The sequence below is a fragment of the Catenuloplanes japonicus genome (assembly GCF_000717135.1).
GTDB classification, from domain to species: domain Bacteria; phylum Actinomycetota; class Actinomycetes; order Mycobacteriales; family Micromonosporaceae; genus Catenuloplanes; species Catenuloplanes japonicus.
In genome coordinates, this window is sequence record NZ_JNXY01000015.1 from 162,515 (window position 1) to 182,723 (window position 20,209).

At 73.3% G+C, this 20,209-nt stretch carries 15 protein-coding genes; 8 read left to right on the plus strand and 7 right to left on the minus strand.

Going from position 1 to position 20,209, the window contains the following annotated elements:
• Positions 1 to 52 precede the first annotated feature (52 nt).
• Positions 53 to 1,237 (plus strand): HD domain-containing phosphohydrolase, encoded by a 1,185-nt coding sequence (locus OP04_RS21415; protein ID WP_051798527.1) that lies wholly within the window; start codon positions 53 to 55, stop codon positions 1,235 to 1,237.
• On the opposite strand, the gene OP04_RS21420 is transcribed toward OP04_RS21415, so the two are convergent.
• Both OP04_RS21420 and OP04_RS49910 read right to left on the minus strand, forming a co-directional pair.
• The gene (locus OP04_RS21420) at positions 1,206 to 2,378 is read right to left on the minus strand and encodes an HDOD domain-containing protein (RefSeq protein ID WP_051798530.1); all 1,173 of its coding nucleotides are present in this window, start codon (positions 2,376 to 2,378) and stop codon (positions 1,206 to 1,208) included. The two genes, OP04_RS21415 and OP04_RS21420, sit on opposite strands and share 32 nt — an antisense overlap.
• Entirely contained in the window at positions 2,375 to 4,537 is a 2,163-nt protein-coding gene (locus OP04_RS49910; protein ID WP_232323689.1) for an ATP-binding protein, read from the minus strand. Before OP04_RS49910 ends, OP04_RS21420 begins: the two co-directional genes overlap by 4 nt.
• A 120-nt stretch (positions 4,538 to 4,657) precedes the next feature.
• Between OP04_RS49910 and OP04_RS21430 the strand changes: the two genes are divergently transcribed.
• The 3 genes from OP04_RS21430 to OP04_RS21440 all read left to right on the plus strand — a co-directional run bounded on the left by OP04_RS21430 (position 4,658) and on the right by OP04_RS21440 (position 8,734).
• A complete protein-coding gene (locus tag OP04_RS21430) occupies positions 4,658 to 6,904 on the plus strand; it encodes a beta-galactosidase (RefSeq protein WP_085066649.1) in 2,247 nt (748 codons plus the stop codon).
• Positions 6,905 to 7,155: 251 nt separating this feature from the next.
• Positions 7,156 to 7,791: a bifunctional 4-hydroxy-2-oxoglutarate aldolase/2-dehydro-3-deoxy-phosphogluconate aldolase gene (locus tag OP04_RS21435; RefSeq protein ID WP_033341537.1), complete on the plus strand. Its 636-nt coding sequence runs from the start codon at positions 7,156 to 7,158 to the stop codon at positions 7,789 to 7,791.
• A complete protein-coding gene (locus OP04_RS21440) occupies positions 7,784 to 8,734 on the plus strand; it encodes a sugar kinase (protein WP_033341538.1) in 951 nt (316 codons plus the stop codon). Before OP04_RS21435 ends, OP04_RS21440 begins: the two co-directional genes overlap by 8 nt.
• On the opposite strand, the gene OP04_RS49915 is transcribed toward OP04_RS21440, so the two are convergent.
• A complete protein-coding gene (locus tag OP04_RS49915; protein ID WP_051798534.1) occupies positions 8,735 to 11,437 on the minus strand; it encodes an Hsp70 family protein in 2,703 nt (900 codons plus the stop codon).
• Between the two features lie 391 nt (positions 11,438 to 11,828).
• On the opposite strand from OP04_RS49915, the gene OP04_RS21450 reads away from it, so the two are divergent.
• Positions 11,829 to 14,951: a DUF4132 domain-containing protein gene (locus OP04_RS21450; RefSeq protein ID WP_051798535.1), complete on the plus strand. Its 3,123-nt coding sequence runs from the start codon at positions 11,829 to 11,831 to the stop codon at positions 14,949 to 14,951.
• 13 nt (positions 14,952 to 14,964) lie between these two features.
• Here the strand turns inward: OP04_RS21450 and OP04_RS21455 are convergent, their stop codons facing one another.
• Positions 14,965 to 15,438, minus strand: a complete 474-nt coding sequence (locus tag OP04_RS21455) for a dihydrofolate reductase family protein (protein WP_232323679.1) — start codon at positions 15,436 to 15,438, stop codon at positions 14,965 to 14,967.
• A gap of 309 nt (positions 15,439 to 15,747) precedes the next feature.
• Positions 15,748 to 16,155: a MarR family winged helix-turn-helix transcriptional regulator gene (locus OP04_RS21460; protein WP_051798540.1), complete on the minus strand. Its 408-nt coding sequence runs from the start codon at positions 16,153 to 16,155 to the stop codon at positions 15,748 to 15,750.
• Positions 16,156 to 16,258: 103 nt separating this feature from the next.
• Between OP04_RS21460 and OP04_RS21465 the strand changes: the two genes are divergently transcribed.
• Entirely contained in the window at positions 16,259 to 16,969 is a 711-nt protein-coding gene (locus OP04_RS21465) for a dioxygenase family protein (RefSeq protein ID WP_198153923.1), read from the plus strand.
• 19 nt (positions 16,970 to 16,988) lie between these two features.
• Here the strand turns inward: OP04_RS21465 and OP04_RS21470 are convergent, their stop codons facing one another.
• Positions 16,989 to 17,522 carry a molybdopterin-dependent oxidoreductase gene (locus OP04_RS21470; RefSeq protein ID WP_051798545.1) on the minus strand — a complete coding sequence of 178 codons (534 nt, stop codon included), beginning with the start codon at positions 17,520 to 17,522 and terminating at the stop codon, positions 16,989 to 16,991.
• Positions 17,523 to 17,714: 192 nt separating this feature from the next.
• Here OP04_RS21470 and OP04_RS21475 point away from each other — a divergent pair, with 192 nt between their 5' ends.
• Complete coding sequence (locus OP04_RS21475) at positions 17,715 to 18,167, plus strand: pyridoxine 5'-phosphate oxidase C-terminal domain-containing protein (protein ID WP_033341540.1); 453 nt, start codon at positions 17,715 to 17,717, stop codon at positions 18,165 to 18,167.
• An 85-nt stretch (positions 18,168 to 18,252) separates the two neighbouring features.
• Positions 18,253 to 19,419, plus strand: a complete 1,167-nt coding sequence (locus tag OP04_RS49920; RefSeq protein WP_198153924.1) for a DUF4241 domain-containing protein — start codon at positions 18,253 to 18,255, stop codon at positions 19,417 to 19,419.
• 78 nt (positions 19,420 to 19,497) lie between these two features.
• On the opposite strand, the gene OP04_RS21485 is transcribed toward OP04_RS49920, so the two are convergent.
• The gene (locus OP04_RS21485; RefSeq protein WP_033341541.1) at positions 19,498 to 20,127 is read right to left on the minus strand and encodes a VanZ family protein; all 630 of its coding nucleotides are present in this window, start codon (positions 20,125 to 20,127) and stop codon (positions 19,498 to 19,500) included.
• Positions 20,128 to 20,209: the final 82 nt, after the last annotated feature.

Below are 20,209 nucleotides of genomic sequence, written 5' to 3' on the forward strand. Positions count from 1 at the left end.
GGAGGATCGCAGGCCGGCGCCACCGCCGTCCCGGCCGTTGACTGGAGCCGTGATGGCCGCCTCGTCCGCTCTGCCGCGAATCCTGCTCGTCGACGACGAACCGGACCTGTTGGACGGCCTGCGCCGGAGCCTGCGGCGCGAGTTCGACGTGGAGACCGCGGTCGGCGCGGCGAACGGACTGTTCGCCCTCGGGAAGGGCGCGCCGTTCGAGGTGATCGTGTCCGACTTCATGATGCCGGGCATCAACGGCGCGCAGTTCCTCACCGCCGCGCGGAAGGCGGTGCCGACGGCGACGCGGATGCTGCTCACCGGCCACACGAATCTCGCCGACGCGGCGCTCACCGTCAATCAGGGCGGTGTCTTCCGGATGCTGCTCAAGCCGGTCGACCAGGAGACGATGTGCACCGCGCTGCGCGACTGCGTGGCCCAGCACCGGCTGATGGTCGCCGAGCGTGAGCTGCTGGAGCAGACGCTGCGGGGCAGCGTGCAGGCGCTCACCGACGTGCTGTCGCTGGTCAGTCCGGCGGCTTTCGGCCGCGGCACCCGGATGCGCCGGGTGGCTTCGGCGATCCTGGACACCGTCGAGGCCGAGGACCGGTGGGCGATGGAGCTCGCGGTCCAGATGTCCCAGCTGGGCGTGGTGTCGTTGCCGCCCGCGGTGGCGGAGCGGCTCGCCGCCGGCGCCGGCCTGGCGCCCGCCGAGCAGGCCATGGTCGACCGGATGCCGGAGGTCGCCGAGCAGCTGATCTCGCCGATTCCACGACTGGGCGTGGTGGCGGAGGCGATCCGGTACTCACGCAAGGGCTTCGACGGGTCCGGGACGCCGGCCGACGGCACGGCCGGCGAGCGGATCCCGTTCGGCGGCCGACTGCTGCGCCTGGTGGAGGACCACGACGCGCTGCTGACCGAGGGGGTCTCGCCGCTGGTGGCGGTCGCGACGCTGCGTTCCTTCGCCGGCCGCTACGACCCCGCGCTGCTGGAGGCGCTCGCCCTGGCCGCGGCCCCGGCCGGTGGCGTGCGCGGCGTGACGATGGCGGAGCTGCAGATCGGCATGGTGCTCGCCGCGCCGGTGACCAGCCTGTCCGGTGTCCTGCTCGTCGGCGGCGGGCCGGAGGTCAGCGCCGGGCTGCTGACCCGGCTGCGCAACTTCGCCGAGCTGGAGGACGGGGTGGCGGAACCGCTGATGGTGCTGGACACGCCGGAGGTCAGTGCGCCCGGTCCCGGTGCCACCGGCTGACCGCGTCCCGTACGGTCGCGTCGAGCTCCATGGTGGCCCCGGCGAGCGCGCCGCAGACCGGTCCGTCCTCGGCCTCCACGACCGCGTGTGCCAGCGCCACGGCCTCCGCCGCGCTGGTGACGGCGCCGGACGGCAGCGGCGCCGCATGACCGGCGACCGCCTCCACCACGGCGTCCGGCAGTCCCCACCGGCCGAGAAGCCGGGCGCCGACCTGGACGTGCGAGACGTCGAACATGCGTTTCTCCTGCTCCTGCAGGGTGCTGTCGCCCTCCTTCCAGGCGGCGAGGGCATCGCGGAACTCCGCGGGCCGGGCCGACGCCATCACCAGCTGTCCCACCTCGTGCAGCAGGCCCGCGGTGAACGCGTGGCTCTGCCACTCCGTGCCGTCGCCGAGCAGCCGGGCCAGCCGGGAGGACTCGATCGCATGCCGGGTCAGCGTGTCGATCCACGCGGCCGGCAGCGTGCCGCCGGCGTCGAACACCCGGATGAGATCGTGCAGCAGGACCAGGCCGCGCAGGGTGGGCGGGCCGAGCAGCGCGATCGCCTGCCCGACGTCGCTGACGTTCCGGCCCGCCGTGTACGCGGAGGAGTTGACCAGATGCAGCACTTTCGCGGTGATGGCCGGATCCCGCTCGACGATCGTGCCGATGGACGCGGCCGAGGCGTCGTCCGCGTCGAGCGCGGACACCAGCTCGATGAGCGTGTGCGGCGGGCTCGGCAGCGACTCCCCGAACGCCACCGGCACCCGTTCCTCGCCGTCGTCCGCCGCCGGCACCGCGAGCAGGCGCTCGATGGTGGCGATCAGCTGCTCCGGCGTGGCCGGCTTGGTCAGCATCTCGTGCGCCAGCATCATGATCTTCAGCAGATTGTGCTCGTCGGTCTGACCGGAGAGGATGATGCGGGAGGTACCCGGATATTCCGCGCGAACATGTTCGAGCAGCGCGGCGCCGTCGATTCCCGGCATACGGAAGTCGCTGACGACCACGTCGCACGGCCGGGACCGCAGGACGTCCAGCGCCGCCGCACCGCCCTCCGCGAACGACATCTCCCAGCGCTTCCGGCACGGCCGGAGCATGCGCCCGAGACCCTCGATGATCATCGGCTCGTCGTCGACGAAGAGGATGTGCGGCCTGCGGGTCACGACGTCACCTCCGCGAGTGCGGGCGAGGTGCCCGGCGACTCGCCGCGCGTCGCCGGGAGCCGGACGGTGAAGACCGTGCCCGTACCCGGTTCGCTGGTGAAGTCGATCGTCCCGCCGTGCCGGTCGGCCACCAGCGTCCGTACCAGCGGGAGGCCCTGGCCGGTGCCCTTCCCGACCTCCTTGGTGGTGAAGAACGGCTCGAAGAGCTTGTCGGCGATCTCCGGCGGCACACCGGTGCCGGTATCGCCGACCTCGATGACCACCTGGGTGCCCTCCGCGCGGGTGCTCACCCGGATCGTGCCCCGGCCCCGGTCCGCCGCGGCGATCGCATGAGCGGCGTTGACCAGCAGATTCAGCATCACCTGGTTGATGTCGCCGAGGTGGCAGTACACCGGCGGCAGGTCGGCCAGGTCCGTCTCGACGTCCGCCACGTACTTGATCTCGTTGGCGGCCACGACGAGCGTGTTCTGGATCGCCTCGGTCAGGTTCGCCGGCGCCTTCTCCTCGGTGCCCGGATGCCCGAACGCCTTCATGGCCCGGACGATCCCGGCGACCCGCTGGACGCCGTTGAGCGTCTGGGTGATGGCTCTCGGCACCTCCTCGATCAGATAGTCCATCTCGATCTCCTCGGCGACCGCCTCGACCGCACGCATGGCCTCCAGCAACTCCTCCGGGCTCGCCGGCGCGGCGGGGACGGCCCGGTACGCGCTCCAGAGCCGGACCACGTCGGCGAACGAGTCCTCCATGAAACGGACGTTGTCCCCGATGAACTGGATCGGCGTGTTGATCTCGTGTGCGATGCCGGCGGCCAGCCGTCCTACTGACTCCAGCTTCTGCGCATGGCGCAGCTCCAGCTCGAGCCGCTGCCGCTCGGAGACGTCACGCGCGGTGAACACGATGCTGCGCGACCCGTCGTGCTCGATCGCGTACTCGAGCAACGCCTCCACGTCGGTCCATCCGGCGTCGTCCGCGCCCCGGATCCGGCACAGCCTGGCGGTCGCGCCGGACTCCAGCAACGCGGGGACGTCGTCCGGGTGCAGCAGGCTCCACAGCGAATGCCCGACGAGGCCGGCGCGCAGCATCGCCCTGGCGGCGGGATTGACGAACCGGATGGTGCCCGCCTCCCCGGCGAGCACCAGCGCGTCCGGGAGGTGCTCGACGACCACGCTGAGCCGCGACCGGATCAGCAACTGGTCGAGCGTGAGCGCCGTCTCGCCGGCCAGCGTGACCACCGGCGCGGACAGGTCGTCGACCGGGCGCCGCTCGAGGCCGAGCACCAGCATGCCGAACGCCCGCTCGTTCGCCATCAGCGGCGTCATCGCGACCGCGCGGTGCCCCGGCAGGCGCAGGGCGCCGGTGGCCTCCTCCGCCTCGCCGTCGGTCAGCACCGCGTAGCCGCCGGATTTCAGCAGGTCCCGGGCGGATCCGGGCAGCCGGTCCAGCTCCGTGACCCAGCCGGTCGCCTCGCCGCCGACCCGGCCGGCCGCGGCGATCACGTGCAGCGCCGGACCCGCCACGGTGAAGAGCAGGGCGGCGTTCACCTCGCGGTCCAGCGCCAGCGCGGCACCCAGCGCCACGTCCAGCGCCTCCTCCCGGGTCGCCGCCGCGGCCAGGCCCGCCCCGGCCGACGCCATCGCACTCTCCCGCATGGCAGCCCGGTCCCGGGCGCCGCTGCCACGCGCGAGAACATGATTGACCGTCAGCGCCAGCAGCGCGGTGAACAGCAGCGAGGCGGCGTTCCCGGGACTGATGCCGGCCACCGCGATGCCGGACGTCATGATGACCACCAGCATCGCCGCGCCCAGGATCTTCTCCCGCAGCGGCCCGTACAGGGCGCGGAAGTTCACCCACATGAAGCACAGCCCGATGGTGCCGCCGAAGTCCGAGGCGGCCGCCACCAGCAGCACGCACAGCCCCTCGGGAACCCAGCTCCAGGCCGGGAACCGCTGCCGGCGATACCCGGCGTACGACCACGCGAGCAGGACGACGATCGCCACCGCCGCCACCACGATCGGGCGCGCGTCGCGGTGCGGGACGACCCCCCACAGCCCGATCAACGGCCACAGCAGCAGGAAGCCCAGGAAGAGGGTACGGATCTGACCGAGCATCGTGTCGGTCGCACGCACCCAGCGCTGCACCGGCAACCTCTGGTAGATCATCACCGCCGCCTCCACTCCCCAGACACCCGCATCGGCAGGCAGCGGCGAGAACTGAGAGCACCGCCTTCCGCGGTCAGCCCCGAACTAAAATGAGCTACCACGTCACGTCTGGAGTGCGCCTTGCCGTTCATCGAGGTTCCGGCCGACATCGGCGCACCGCAGACCGGGCACCTGCGCCTCGGTGACCCGTCGACGATCGAGGTCACCTCGCGTTACCTGACCCGGGACGGCCGGCCGTTCATCCCGGTGATGGGCGAGTTCCACTTCAGCCGCTACCCGGCGGCCGAGTGGGCGGAGGAGCTGCGCAAGATCAGGGCGGGCGGCATCACGATGGTCGCCACCTACCTGTTCTGGAACGTGCACGAGGAGGAGCGCGGCCGCTTCGACTTCACCGGCGACCGGGACGTGCGGGCGTTCGTGCGGGCGTGCGGCGAGGCCGGGCTGGAGGTGGTGGCGCGGCTCGGGCCGTGGGTGCACGGCGAGTCCCGCCACGGCGGTTTCCCGGACTGGGTGGTGGCCGCGCCGGTCCGGCACCGCACCGACGACCCGGCCTACCTCGCGCTGATCCGGCCGTACCTGACCGAGGTCGTCAACCGGCTGCGCGGTCTGGACCCGATCGTCGCCATCCAGGTGGAGAACGAGCTTTACGACCAGCCCGGCCACCTGCTCACGCTCAAGCACCTGATCCGGGAGCTCGGACTGGACGCGCCACTGTGGACCGCGACCGGCTGGGGTCACGCGCAGCTGCCCGCGGACGAGCTGCTGCCGGTCTTCGGCGGTTACTCCGAGGCGGCCTGGGACACCGCGCACGACGGCTGGCCGCAGCAGAGCCGCGCGCACTACTTCTTCGGCCCCGGCCGCGACGACGACTCGATCGGCGCGGACCTGCGCACCGACGCCGTCGCGGCCACCGACGAGTCCCATCTGACCCGCTACCCCTGGGCGACCTGCGAGCTGGGCGGCGGCATGTATACCTCCTACCACCGCCGGCCGATCGTGGAGGCGGACGACCTCGCCGCACTGTCGCTGGTCAAGATCGGCTGCGGTTCCTCGCTGCAGGGCTTCTACATGTACCACGGCGGCTCGCAGAAGATCGGCACCCGCTCCACGCTGCAGGAATCCCACGCGACCGGCTATCCGAACGACTGCCCGGTGGTCAACTACGACTTCCAGGCACCGCTCGGCGACGGCGGACAGTTCCGCCCCTCCTGGTTCGCGCTGCGCCAGCAGCACCTCTGGCTCGCCGACCACGGCCACCGCCTGGCCCCGATGACCCTGCACCTGCCTTCCGACGCCCCTCGCGACACGGCGGATCGGACCACGCTGCGCTGGGCCGTCCGGGCGGACGGTGACAGCGGCTACCTCTTCGTCAACAACCACCAGCCGGTGGAGACACTGCCAGATCACGATCAAAAACTTTTCACGGTACGGCTGGGAGCAGCCGATCTGGCCGTGCCACGAACTCCGGTCACCATCCCGTCCGGCGCCTACTTCGTCTGGCCGCTCAATCAGCCCATCGGCGCGGCGCGGATCGTGACCGCGACCGCCCAGCCACTGTGCGACCTGGTCGTCGAGGGTGTGCCCACGGCCGTGCTGAGCGAGACCCCGGGCGTACCGCTGGAGCTCGTGGTTGATGGGGTTCTCATCGACGATCTGGTGCCCGGCCTCGGCGGGCTGCGCCGGATCACGGCCCCGGACGGCAGCGCGGCCGCGATCCTGGTGCTCGATCACGCCGCCGCCCTGCACGCCACGCGCGGCACGCTCTGGGGCGCGGACCGCCTGGTGATCAGCGCCGCCCCGGTCGTGCTGGACGAGGGCACGGCGATCGTCTACGGCCCGCCCGCGCCGGTGTTCGTGTATCCGCCGGTCGACGGCCACCGGACCGAAGGCGTGTTCAGCGTGCACGAGTTCTCCACCGGCGACCTCACACCGCTCCCGGCCGAGACGACGCTGCTGCAGCCCGCCGGCCCGGCCCGCGACACCGTGCTGGACGCGGCCACCGGGCGGGCGTCCGCCCCGGCCGACTTCTCCACGGCCCGGATCGTGCACGTCACGGTGCCGGAGGAACTGTTCGCGGACCCGGGCACGGAGGTGCTGCTGCGCATCGACTGGACCGGCGACGTGGCCCGCGCCCACCTCGACGGCCGGCTGATCGCGGACCAGTTCTGGCACGGCCGGGTCTGGGAGATCCCGCTGCGCCGCCACCACAAGGAGGCGGTCACGCACGGCCTCGAACTACGCATCCTGCCCCGGGATCCCGAGGCGCCGATCTACGTCTCGCCGCAGGTCCGGACCGGCACCGCGCTGGAGGTGCGCGCGATCGAGTTCGTCCGCCGGCCGCGGACCGTGCTGGGCGACCCGCGGTGACCGCATGGCGCCGCGACCCCGCCGCTGCGATGATCAATGCCCGCCCGCCGGACAGGCTCATCCGCGGGTCGCGAGTCGCGAGTCGCGCAAGGAGCGTGTGATGACGAGGTGGCGCCGCAGGCGGAACGTTCGGTTTCGGTCGCCGGACCGGCCACGGGCCGCGCGGGGAGGCCCGCGATGACGGCACCGCGCCGCGGCCGGGCCGCCGGGCCCGGCCGCGCCTGTGCGCCGGCCCGGTCGGGAGACGGGCGATGACCACGCTGGAGACGGCGTTGCGGCGGAACCCGGCGATCGCGATCATCCGGGCCCGCGCGTCGGATCGGGTGGCCGCGGTGGTCGAGACGCTGGCGGCGAACGGGATCACCGCGGTCGAGGTCACGCTGACCACGCCCGGCGCGGAGGCGGCGATCGCCGCGGTGCCGCCCGGACTGATCGCGGTCGGCGCCGGGACCGTGCTCGACGCGGCCGGGGCGGCCCGCGCGGTGGAGGCCGGCGCGACGTTCCTGATCACGCCCGCGGTACTGCCCGGTGTGCTGGACGAGGCCAGGCGCCACGGCGTGCCGGTCGCCTGCGGCGCGCTGACCCCGACCGAGATCCTCACCGCCCACCTCGGCGGCGCGACGCTGGTCAAGGTCTTCCCCGCGGACACCGCCGGCGGGCCCGCCTACATTCGCGCGGTCCGGGCGCCGCTGCCGGACATCCCGCTGGTCCCGACCGGCGGTGTGACCGTCGAGGCAGCCGCGGACTACCTGCGGGCCGGGGCACGCGCGGTCGCGCTCGGCGGCCCGCTGATCGGCGACGCCGCCGACGACGGTGGCGACCTGGCCGCGCTCGCCCGGCGGGCACGGGAACTGACCGACCGGCTGACGGAGTTCGCAGATGCCTGACCTGGTCACGCTGGGCGAGGCGATGCTCGTCGTCCGGGCCTCCGCGCCGGGCCGCCCGCTCCCGGGCACCCCGGCCGAGCTGTCCTTCGCCGGTGCGGAGTCGACCGTGGCGATCGGCGTGACCCGCCTCGGCCACACCGCCACCTGGCTGGGCCGGGTCGGCACGGACGCGGCCGGCGACCTGATCCTGGACGCGCTGCGCGGCGCCGGCGTGGACGTCCGCGCGGCCACCCGCGACCCGGACCACCCCACCGGCCTGCTGCTGCGGCACCGCCGCACGGCCGACCGGGTGGTGGTCGACTACTACCGCGACGGCCTGGCGGGCAGTCGCCTCGACGCCGCCCACCTGCCGGACGGCCTGATCGAATCCGCGCGGATCCTGCACGTCACCGGCATCACGCCCGCGCTGAGCGACAGCGCGGCCTCGGCCGTGCACGAGGCGGTCCGGCGGGCGCGCGCAGCCGGCGTGACGGTCAGCCTCGACGTCAACTACCGCTCCCGGCTCTGGCCGCCCGGCCGCGCCGCCCCGGTGCTGCGCGCGCTGGCGGCGCAGGCGGACGTGGTCTTCGCCGGCGCGGAGGAAGCCGCCCTCGCACTCGGCGCGCCGAGCGCGCACGAACCCGGGGAGCTGGGGGCCGCGCTGCGTGCCCTCAGCCCGGCCGAGGCGGTGATCAAGCTCGGTGCGGACGGCGCGGCCACGGTGACCGCGGACGGCTTCTGGCGCGCCCCAGCCGTGCCCGTCACCCAGGTGGACCCGGTCGGCGCGGGCGACGCGTTCGTGGCCGGCTACCTGTCCGGCCTGCTGGACGGCCTCCCGCCGCCCGACCGCCTGGCCCGCGCGGCCGGGTGCGGCGCGATCGCGGTCTCGACCACGGGGGATTGGGAGGGGCTCGCCTCGCGTGCCGACCTGGCCGCGCTCTCCGGTGGTGACGTCCGCCGGTGATCACGGGTTGAACGAGTAAGCCGTCAGGCCCTGCTCATCGCCGACGTAGACCGTGCCGTCGACGACGGCGTACCCCTTGCGGCCCGGCACCGAGGTCTCGGTGAGCGTCGCGCCGGTGGCGCCGTCCAGCGCGTAGACGCGGTCGGTGCCGAAGACGAAGAGGTGGCCGAGGTAGCCGGCCATCCACGGCCAGCCGCCGTCCTGGAGCGGCGGGAACTCCTCCGGGGTGCGCTGCCAGCGCACGGCGCCGGTGGCCGCGTCCACGCCGACCAGCGGGCCCTTCTCCACGCCGACCGCGATGACGCCGCCGGCCAGGACCGCATCGGCCAGGTTCATGTCGCCGGGCGCGGTGTAGGTCCAGCGTGCCGCGCCGTCGGTGCCGGCCACGGCATAGAGGTTGCGGCCGCGGGTTCCCCAGGCGGCGTCCGCGGTCGCACCGGCCACGATCACGAAGTCGTCCATGGCCAGCATGCCGCCGAGCGTCTCACCGTCCGGCGCCGGGAAGGACCAGATCTCCTCCGAGGTCTGGGCGTTGCGGCGGGTGATCGAGTCGTTGACGCCGTGCATGAGCAGCCGGTCCAGGCTCGCCAGCTCGCTGGCCGACGTGGTCAGCGTCCAGTTCTTCGTGCCGTTGCGCAGGTTGAGACCGCTCAGCGCCCAGGTGTTCGCGGCCGCGTCCTCCTGGTTGTTGATCACCAGGGTGTCCTCGACGATCACCATCCGGTGGGTGCCGGGGTACGGGTTGCTCCACGTGTCGACGCCGTCGGTCAGGCTCGCGACGTGCAGCAGGTACTGCTCGTCGGTGGACTTGTCGTCGAAGCAGACGAAGGCGAGCAGGCCCTGGGCGGCGCACAGCTCCGTGATCATCGCGGTGTAGCTCTGCGACCAGCGGACCGTACCGTCGGAGGGGTCCAGGGCGTGCAGTTTCCAGGTGCCGCTGGACGCCTTCCCGGCGACGATCACGACCCCGTCCGTGACCAGGACGGTCTCCACGGGATGCCCGATCGTGGACGCCGACCAGGCCTTCGTGAAGCTCGCCCGCGACCCTTCCGCTCCCGGATCCTCCTGCTTGCGGTCACCCAGCGCGATGTAGCCGGCGGTCCCGGCGGCGGCAGCGGCGATCACACCGGCGCCGATGCCGAGCAGACCGCGGCGGCTGATCGTCCGTCTCCGTCCGTCGGCGGGCGTCTCCTCGCCTGTCGTTCCAGGTGCCTGCCGGGGTACGTCGATCTCGGCCACCGGCGGCGGAGGGACCGCGGTGGACGCGGTCTCCGGGCCCGGGAGCGTCGGCCTGTCTGGTGGTGGGGGAGTCGGCAGAGGTCCGGTCTGGCTCCCGGCCGCGGAGGATCGGGCCGGCCCAGCTGCATTCGCGGTGGCCGCGTCGGAGGCCTGCTCGGCAGGCAGGGGCGCCGCGGAGAGCGGGGCAGCGGTCCACGGCGCTGCGGAGGGCGGGGTGCCAGGCCGCGGCGCTGCCGTGGGTGAGGCGCCGGTCTGCGGTGCCGGGATGGGCGGGGCAGCGGTCTGCGCTGCCGGGGCGGCGGCCTGCGGTGCTGGGGCGGGCGGGGTGGCGGCCTGCGGTGTCGCGGCCGTCGGAGCACCGGGATCGGTGAGCGGCCGGCCCTCCGGAAGCGCCTGCCCCGCCGGGGTGTCCAGCGCGCCCGTCGCGACGACCGTCTCCGGCTGTTCCAGCGTCGTCGGCGGCACGCCGAGCGCCCGGTGCAGCAGCGTCGCCACCAGCGGCACCCGGCTGGACCCGCCGACCAGGAACACCCCCGCCAGCCGATCGGCCGGGATGCGGGACTCACGGATCGTCGCCAGCGTCGCGTCCACCGTCCGCTGCAGCACCGGCGTGGCCCCCGCCTCGAACTCCTCGCGGGTCAGGTGCAGCGTCGTGTCGAACAGCGGCACGAACAGCCGCGCGGAGGCGTGCCGCGACAGCGTCTCCTTCGCCTCGGTCAGATCCGTGCCGAGCTGGACGCGGGCGCGTACCTCCGCCGGGCTCCGGGGTTGATCGAGCCGGCCCCAGAGCGTCGCATCGGTGGTGTGCAGGACGGCGCCGGCCTGCTGCCGGAGCACCTCGTCCAGATCGAGGCCGCCCACGTCGTCCAGGCCGCGATAGGCGAGCGCGTCGAATCCGTCGCCGCGCCGCTGCACCACGGTCACGTCGAACGTCCCGGCGCCGAGGTCGTAGACGAGCAGGCAGCCACCCTCGGTGAGCGTGTTGCCGAGCGACGCGGTGTAGTACGACGCGGCCGCGACCGGCTCCGGGACCAGGGCGGGCCGGGGCAGCCCGGCGAGCTGCGCGGCCTCGACCAGGACCCGGCGGCGGGCCGGCCCCCAGGAGACCGGGCAGGTCATGGTCAGTTCGTAGCCGCCCCCGCCGGTGACCCGCTCCGCCTCGGCGCCGATCCGGGCCAGCGTCGCCGCGATCAACCTCGGCACCGGGTACGCCCGCGCGCCGAGGAACACCTCCAGCTCGTCGATGCGGCGCTTCGGGTTCGGCTCCAGCGCGGACGGCGTCTCCCGGGCGGCCCGCACCGCGTCCCGGCCGGCCAGGAACCGCCCGTCGGCCTCGGCGAGGACCGCGGACGCCAGAAGCGGGCTGCCGTCGAACAGCAGCGGGGTGGTGGTGCCGTCCGTACGGCGCAGCACCGCGACCGAATGTGACGTACCGTAGTCGATCGCGAGCTGGTAGCCGTTCATCGCCGGTAATCGTAGGACCGTCCGCCCGGCACGCCGGTCAGCGAATCGCACCTGATCAGGGCACCGTTCAGCCGATGGCGAGAGTGCCGTCAGTAGCCCTCGCCGGCACCGCCCTGGTGGGCGAGCGATCGGTGGATCCGGCCTGGAGCTCCCGGTTACGGGACCACGGCCAGGTCCGCGGTTCCCCGCCATCGTCAGCCATGCTTCGATCCCGGATCCGAATCCGGCGTGGACGCGACCCGCATCAGGCCTCGATCGCAGACAGCCCTCACCGGCATCGCGTCTTGCCAGGTCGAGCGCGTGGTGGAGATCGACGCGCCACGGCAGCGGCCGGCCGTCGCGCAGCGGGGTGCATGATGGCTTCGCCATCCTGACGCGGGGGAGACACAGAGTGCCGAACGAGGACGAGTTCGTCGTGCCGCCGGCGTTGCGCCGCAAGCGTTACGTCCGGCGCGGTGAGCCGGGTCTCCGGCCGCGCCGCGTCGACGCGGAGGCGGCGCTCGCCGTGCTCGCGGACGTGCGCCGGCGCGAGACGCCCGCGCAGCTGCGGGACGAGAACGGGGCCGCGCTGGCCTATCACGACGGCAAGCCCGACCCGACGCCGTACGCCGCGGCCGCGGCCGTGCTGGCCTGGCGTTCACAGCACTGGCGCGACCAGGTGAACCTCGCGGCCGTCGCGGACCTGTGGCTGGCACGGTACGGCCTGCGGTTCGCGGCCGAGGCCGTCGTCGAGCTGTCGTCGATGGCGTACACGTTCGTACCGCGGGCCACCAAAGGGTTCTGGGAGCTGGAGCGGATCGACGCCACCGACCGGCATCGCTACCCGCTGGCCGACGAGGTGCTGCTGGGGCTGGCCGGCATCGTCCGGCACGCGCTGGCGACCGCCGCCGACGACGAGTACCGCGATGTCGTGGCGCTGCTGGCCACCCACCGCGGGACGAACCCGCTGCGCCGCGCCGCCACGTCGTTCCTCGCGCCTGCCGAGGCCGCCTGGGTGGAGGCGGACACGTCGGAGTGCGGCTCGGAATCGGTGGCGGCCGTGCTGCTCGGCGCCGCCGGCACGGCGGAACAGGCCGACCGGCTCGCCTCGGTGACCAACTGGTGGTGGATGGACGGCAGGCCGGGTGTGGTCGCGTCGCTCGTCGAGGCGATCGGCGTGGACGCGTTCCCGGCGCTGCTGTCCTGGGCCACCACGCACCGCTACGATCCCGCGCCGTTCGTCGCGGTGATCGCGGCGATGCCGGCCGACGCCGCGTTCGACGCACTGATCGACCTGGATCGCATCGCCGAGCTCCGCGACGCCGCGGACCGTTTCCCCGCGCGCGCGATCCGCCTGCTGGCCGCCCGGCCCCCGGAGCACAGAGCAACTGCCGAGCTTCTGAGGGTACGGGTGCTGGGCTGCCAGGAGCTGGCCGCGTCGATCGTGCCGACGCTGCCCCCGGCCGCCGCCGACCGGGTGCGTGCGCTGCTCGACGCCGCCGATGCGGGCGCCGCACCGACGAGCACGCTCCCGCCGGTGCTGGTCAGCCCGCCGTGGGCCACCCCGCGCCCGGCCCGCACCCCGACCGTGATCACGTCGCTGACCTGCGACGACCCGGTGGCGATCGCGTGGGAGCCGGGCGAGCTGGAGGCGTGGCGCGAGATCTCGTTCTCGCGCGGGCACCGGGACGACTGGACCGAGATCATCGCGCGTCTGCGGGACGGCGAGCCCGTCTCCGACTGGGACGCGGGCGGCTTCTTCTCGATCGCGCCGGAGGATCAGGCGCGCCCGTGGCTCGGGCACTGGAAGCCGGACTGGCACGACGCGCCGCAGGACATGATGCGTCACATCGCGGCCCGGTTCGGTGTGGACGCCTACCCGGCCGTCTGGTTCGCGGCCCGGAAGATGCCGAAGTCCGCCGACACGCTGCTGCCGTTCACGTCGCCGCAGCTGGCCACGACCATGGCGGAGGCGTACGCGCGCGGCGGCACCAAACGTCCGTCCGCGCTGCGGTGGCTGACCCGGCACCCGTACGCGGCGGCCCGCGCGCTGATCCCGGCCGCGCTCGGCAAGGCCGCCACCGCGCGCGGCCGGGCCGAACGGGCGCTGCGCGCGATCGTCTCCGCCGGTCACGCGGACGTGGTCCGTGCCGCCGCCGCGTCCCACGGTGCCGAGGCCGCTGCCGCGATCGAGGTGCTGCTCGGCACGGATCCGCTGGACCGGGTGCCGGCCACGATGCCGCCGATCCCGGCGTGGGCGGACGCGGCCGTGCTGCCGCCGCTGCGTACCCCCGATGGTGTGTTGCCCTTGGACGCGGTGCGGCAGGTGCTCGCCATGCTGTCGATCTCCACGCTGGACGAGCCGTACCCCGGCCTGACCTTCGTTGTTGATCTGGTGGACCGGCGTGATCTGGGCGCGTTCGGGTGGGCGCTGTTCACGCGCTGGCAGGCGGAGGGGAATCCGGCGAAGCAGGCGTGGGCGTTCGAGGCGCTCGCGCACCTCGGCGACGACGACGTGGTGCGCGGGTTGTCGCCGCTGATCCGGGCGTGGCCGAGCGAGGGGAACCAGGCGCGCGCGGCCGTCGGCGTGGAGATCCTGGCGCTGATCGGTACGGACACCGCGCTGCTGCACCTCGCCACGATCGCGGAGAAGGCGAAGGTGGGGTCGCTGCGCGATCGGGCGGCCGACAGGATCGCCGCGCTCGGGCTGCGGCCGGACCAGCTGGTGCCGGATCTGGGCCTGGCCGCGGACGGGTCGATGCGTCTGGACTACGGTGCGCGCGCGTTCACGGTCGGGTTCGACGAGCGGTTGCAGCCGTATGTGACGGACGATTCCGGCAAGCGGTTGACGGTGTTGCCGAAGCCGGGCGTGCGCGACGATCCCGAGCCGTACCGCCGGTTCTCCGGGTTGCGCAAGGACGTGCGGACGATCGCGGCCACCCAGCTGGGCCGCCTCGAGACCGCGATGGTGACCGGCCGGCGGTGGACCGGCGCGGAGTTCGCCCGCCACCTGGCCGGCCACCCGCTGCTGGTGCACCTGGTGCGTCGTCTGGTGTGGACGGCCGATGGGATGGCCTTCCGGGTGGCCGAGGACCGGACCTGCGCCGACGTGACCGACCGGCCGGTGACGGTCGCGGACGATGCGACGGTCGGCGTGGTGCATCCGATCGCGCTCGGCGACACGCTGACGGCCTGGGCGGCGCTGTTCGCCGACTACGAGATCCTGCAACCGTTCCCCCAGCTCGGACGCGAGACGTATCCGGACCCGGACCTGCGGCGCTTCGAGGGCCGGACCGTGCCGGCCGCGCTGCTGCTGGGCCTGGAACGGCACGGCTGGCGGCGCGGCGACCCGGACGACCACGGCGTGCAGGACGTGATGACGCGCGAGGGCGCGACGATCACGCTCACCCCGGGCCTGTGGGCCGGCGGCGGATCCCCGGACCAGCGCATCAACCACGTCGACCTGGACAGCACCGACGCGATCGTGCTCTCCGAGATCACCCGCGCCCTGACGCTGGCGCTGAGGGATGACTGACGGCTCGGCCCGGTCAGCGGCGCACCGGATAGCGGAGGTGGAGCACGCGGTTGCCCTGGAGCACCACGTCCGGATCGTCCAGCAGGTGCTGTGCGTCGACGGAGCCGAAGAAGCGTCTGCCGGACCCGAAGACCACGGGCGCGACGTCCATCCGCACCTCGTCGACCAGGCCCGCGGCGAGCACCTGGCCGCCGACGTCGCCGGCGGCGACCTCGACCAGGCGGTCACCGGCGAGCTCCTGTGCCCTGGCCACGGCCGCCTCGACGCCGCCGACGAAGTGGAACGGCGCCTCGGGGTCCCAGCCCTCGGGTGCCGGCCGGTGGGTCACGACGACCACGTGGTCGATCCCGCTCGGCGGCTTCCCGCCCCAGCCGCCCGTCAGGTCGAGGACGCGGCGGCCGGCGATCGTCACCCCGATCCCGTCCCAGTACGCCCGGGTGTGGTCGTAGGACGTCTGCGACACCATCAGGACGCCGCTGTCGTCCAACGGGACGTCACCGCTGGTCAGCCGGTCGAACAGCGGTCCGGGCCGGTCGTTCTCGTCCGCTCCGGCTCATCGTGTCGATGATCGCGGTCATGCCGGCCGACGAGGCCTTCACCGCGCTGCTGGACCGTCCGGCCAACCGATTCGTGCCCCGGCATCTCCATCGGCTCTCCGGACGACCTGGGCGGCCAGTCCCTGCGGCGTCTGCGCATCGTCCGCGACCGCGCCGAGGTGCCGCTCGGCCGGCTCCACCTGGTCGCCCTGTCCGAGCTGATCCGCGACCTCACCGACATGACCACGCCCTGACCTCGGTCAGCCGAGCGCCCTGGTCAGCAACGTGTGCAGGTGCCGTTGTTCGGCCTCGCTGAGCCGGGCGATCGGCGTGCGGGTGGTGGCGGCGGTGACGAGGCGGTCGCGCGCGGCGCGGCCGTCCTCGGTCAGGTGTAGCGCCTTGGCCCGCCGGTCGGCGCCGGCCGGGGCGCGCGTCGCGTAGCCCAGCTGCTCCAGCCGGTCGGCGAGGAAGGTTACGGTCGATGGGTCGCAGCGGAGCCTGGCCGCCATCTGCCGCATGGTCGGCGCGTCCACGTCCGGATCCAGCTGCCACAGCAGGTCCGCCAGCGCATGGGTGATCCTCAGCTCGGCCAGCACGTCCTGGATCTCCGCGTTGGTCGCACCCTCCGCGGCGTGCAGCAGTCGCAGCAGCTGATAGGTCAACTCCATGCGGTCACCCTAGCCCGTTTGCTTGGATAGTCCAATGCTTGACGACTCCAAGCTTCTCGGCAATGCTTGGACTGTCCAAGCATTGCCGAACCGAGGAGCCGACATGCCGTCATCACTACGCGATCGGGTGCGCCGCCGCGTCCTGACGACGCTGCTGGGTGTCATCGACAACCGGACCGCCATCCGCCGCGCGGCCACGCTCGACCCCGGTCAGGCCACGGCCGGTCAGGGCAACGGGCCGTACTACATCGCCGGCTCACCGGTACGCCGCGACGTGCGGGAGGACCGCGACGGCATCCCGCTGCTGCTGCGCCTCCGCGTCGTGCGCACGGGCACCCTGGCGCCGCTTCCCGGGGCCACCGTGGAGATCTGGCACTGCGACGCGCAGGGCGTCTACTCCGGTTACCAGCGCTACGGTGCCGACCGGTTCCCGGCCTTGATCTCGCTGACGCTGCGCCGCTTCAGACCGACCGACGACGCCATGTTCCTCCGTGGCACCCAGACCACCGACGAGAGCGGCCACGTCGAGTTCCTGACCGTCGTGCCCGGCTGGTACACGCCACGCACGCTGCACATCCACGCCCAGGTCAGCCTCGACGGCAAGGCCGCGCTCGGCACCGAGCTGTACTTCCCCGACGACTTCGCTTCCCACGTCCAGTCCCTGCCGCCGTACGTGACCCGCGGCCCCGGCCCCTACCGCAACAACACCGACATCGAGATCCGCCTCGCCAAGGGCTCCCCGGGCAGCTGGCCCGCCTACCGCTCCACCGAGGACGGTCACCGCGCCGACATCACCCTCCAGCTCCCGGGCTGAGCGTGCAGGATTGCGCCGTCTACCGGCTCAAACGCAGGTGAACGAGGCCAGCAACGTGCCGGCTGCCCTCGACGTCGCCCGGCACGACCAGTCGCGGCCGCCCGTCGGCGGTGGCCCGGCCGTCCTCGGTGACCGCGACCAGGACGTCCTTGCCCTCGAAGTCCGGGTCGACCTCGGCCCAGGCGAGCACGGCCCGATACCCGTCGCCGCCGGTCGCGGTCACCGTGTGCCGGACCCGGTCGCCGCGCACCGCGGGATCGAACGCCGGGCCGGCGAGCGCGAACACGTCCCGCAGCAGCGGTCCGGTGTAGGTGTGGGTCTGCAGACCCGCGCTGCCCCGGAACGTCACGGTGACCGTCTGCCGCGGCAGCGTCGTCAGCGCGCCGGCCGTGAGCCGCAGACGCTGCACGACCGCACCGTCCACGTACAGCGTGGTCCCGCGCTTCCCGGACTCCGTGGGGGTCTCGGCGACCGAGGCGGTGGCGCCGCCGAGCGTGACGGCCGCGACGACCGCGGCGGCGAGCCAGGCGGCACGGATCCTGATCAGGCGCACGATGATTCCCCTTGCCGTGAGTGGGCCGACACCCGTCGATCCTAAGACGGGCCCGGCCCGGCGGAGACCGGCCGCGGCGCGGGACGGTGGCGAGGATGTGCGGGGTGTTTGGCAAGAAACAGCCTCGCAGGTTCCGCACCCGGCTGACATGTTCTTCAGGACCACACACCAGAACACCACGGGGGTACGGACATGAGCGCGCAGACCCTGAGCGGCGACGCGCACCTGGACCTGCCGGAGTTCGACGCACCGCCGGGCGACCCGATCGCGCCGGCCCGCGCGTGGCCGGCCGCGGCCGTCGCCCGCGGCGTGCGCGAACCGCAGCAGATCCACCTGGCCGGCCCGGTCGAGCACCGCGGCGACAGCGTGTCCGACGCACTGTTCGCGGAGCGTCCGCGCGCGGCGCAGGCGACCACGGCCGCATCCCGGCAGAGCCGTCCGCGCGACGACGAGCAGGCGTTACGCCGCCGGGCCGAGGACGTGCGCGACAGTGGCGCGCCGATCGCCCGCCCGGACGGCTGGGCCGGGTACCGGCTGCTCCCGCACCGCGCCGAGTTCTGGTACGGCAGCCCCGACCGCCTCCACCGGCGGCTCGCCTGCACCCGTGCCGGCAGCGGTTGGAGCCACCAGCGCCTGCAGCCCTGATTCCGTACCCCCGCGGGCTTTTGATCGTGACGGTGGGCCGGCGCCGGCCCGGAAATGTCGGTGGGTGTCGCTAGGGTCTGCGGCCGTGGAGCTTGTGGCGGTGTACGCGGAGAACTGGGACGACGGGCTCGTCGGTGTGCTGCCGCGGGCGGTGGCGGCGCGGCGGCACGCGGCCGGTGAAGCGTATGCGGTGGTGTTCGCGGCCGGTGGGCGGTGCACGGCGGTGCTGCACGTCGACGGCGGCGGTGGATATCTCGGGTTGCGGCGGTTCGGCGAGGACGGCCGGGCGGTGTCCGCGCACGACTGGCGCCGGCACCCGGACGGTGACCTGTTCCTGCGCAGCGTGGAGACGTGGTCGGGCCCGCTGCGCACCCCCTACGAGGGCACGGTCGAGTCGGCGGAATACCGGCGGAGCACCTGGAAACGCAACGGGATCCGGACCGACGATTCCAGGACCCGCTACGAGAACGGCGTGCTGGGCACGAATCACGGGCGAGCCGAGGAGGACGCGCCAAGACGGACACCGCCTGTCTTCGGTGACTGGGCGCCGCTGTTCCCCGACGGCGACGCGCAGATCACGGACGCCGACGGCGACGCCGGCCTGACGGCCTCGCCGACCGGCCGCGGGTGGAGAACCCCGCAACCCCTGACCTTCCCCGGGTACGTGGGAGAGGCGCTTCCCGCCGGCACGGTGCACCTGCCGACCGGCCGGATCGTGGCGGCGGATCCGAACCTGATCGAGTCCGAGATGCAGCCGCTGCTGGTCGAGGTGCCGCCGGGGACGTACCCGGTGATGGTCTTCGTGGCGGTGATCAACGGCGATCCGGGGCACAGGCGCGTGTCCGCGGCACGGCTCGAGGTGACCGGCGCGCCGGTGGCCCGCTGGGAGATGGCGCTGTGCGAGGGCCAGGATCTGCTCGATCTGGGCGACGGCGAGTTCCACGGTTTCGATGTGGACGCGGGCATGGCGAGCTTTCTGGACGCCGCCAACGTCGCGCGCCTGGCCGAGGCCGAGGTCTGGTGGGAGATGCTGGACGACTACGAGACGCGGCCCGGCCCCGGCTTCGGCCCGGCCGGCGACGGCGACGTGGTGGCCTGGGAGTCCGGCTGGGGCGACGGGGCCTACCCGGTGTGGATCGGCCGCGCCGCCGACGGATCGGTCTCCTGCCTGGTCTCGGACATGCTGCTCGACATCGACGAGAGCGGGGTCCCGAGGTGGCTGACCGGCCGGCGAGGGGCTGCATCGGCATGATGTCCGGGCGCATCGGCACGGAGGTCGCCGCTGTCGAGATCACGGTCCGCGCGCCGACGGGCGAGACGCGGGCGACCGTCACCGCCATGGCCCGGGACGGCTGTCTTCTCGCCTGGTACCCCGAGGCCCGTCCGAGGCCGCCCCCGCCTCGCTGCTGACGCTCCGTCTGCGCGACGGCCGCACGATCGCCGGTGTCGACGTCGGCGAACTGTACGAACGGTAGGCGCGGGCGGCGATCACGCCGATGGCGGCGCCGATGGTGTTGTAGGCCCAATCGGCCACGGTGCCGAAACGCTCCGTGGAGACGGACTGCACAAGTTCGATCATCAATGACAGGCCGGACAGCGCGCCGATCACCGGCACGAGGCGGCGGGTGAGCAGTGACAGGAAGAAGGCCGCCGGGACGAAGAGCAGGACGTTCGCCTGCCGTTCCGCCTCGGTCGGTAGTTCGGACAACGCCAGGACCAGCGCTGCCGGGTCCGTGATGCTCCACGCGAAGGCCTCGGCCGCGCCTTGCCAGTCCTCCACCACGGAACCCACGGGCGCGGTCAGGGCCAGAAGCAGCGCGAGCGAGACCGCGGACCAGGCCGCGTACCTCCGGTCGAGGCCGTGCGCGTGTGCCAGTCTGAGCAGCAGCGTCAGCATCACCGCCGAGAACGCGACGAACAGCACGACGAACGTGAGCGTGAACAGCAGATGGGTGACCACATCGCCTCCAGGGACCGGCCGCGCTCGGGGCGGCGGATCGCCGACGCTACGGCCGGGCGGATAAGCCCGGCATCAGCTCATC

What these genes read in the sequence shown, in the direction of transcription:
- OP04_RS21465 (WP_198153923.1), top strand. Translation starts at nt 16,259, where the DNA reads ATGCCGTCATCACTACGCGATCGGGTGCGCCGCCGCGTCCTGACGACG.
- OP04_RS21460 (WP_051798540.1), bottom strand. Translation starts at nt 16,155, where the DNA reads ATGGAGTTGACCTATCAGCTGCTGCGACTGCTGCACGCCGCGGAGGGT.
- OP04_RS49910 (WP_232323689.1), bottom strand. Translation starts at nt 4,537, where the DNA reads ATGATCTACCAGAGGTTGCCGGTGCAGCGCTGGGTGCGTGCGACCGAC.
- OP04_RS49915 (WP_051798534.1), bottom strand. Translation starts at nt 11,437, where the DNA reads ATGAACGGCTACCAGCTCGCGATCGACTACGGTACGTCACATTCGGTC.
- OP04_RS21435 (WP_033341537.1), top strand. Translation starts at nt 7,156, where the DNA reads ATGACCACGCTGGAGACGGCGTTGCGGCGGAACCCGGCGATCGCGATC.
- OP04_RS21415 (WP_051798527.1), top strand. Translation starts at nt 53, where the DNA reads ATGGCCGCCTCGTCCGCTCTGCCGCGAATCCTGCTCGTCGACGACGAA.
- OP04_RS21475 (WP_033341540.1), top strand. Translation starts at nt 17,715, where the DNA reads ATGAGCGCGCAGACCCTGAGCGGCGACGCGCACCTGGACCTGCCGGAG.
- OP04_RS21440 (WP_033341538.1), top strand. Translation starts at nt 7,784, where the DNA reads ATGCCTGACCTGGTCACGCTGGGCGAGGCGATGCTCGTCGTCCGGGCC.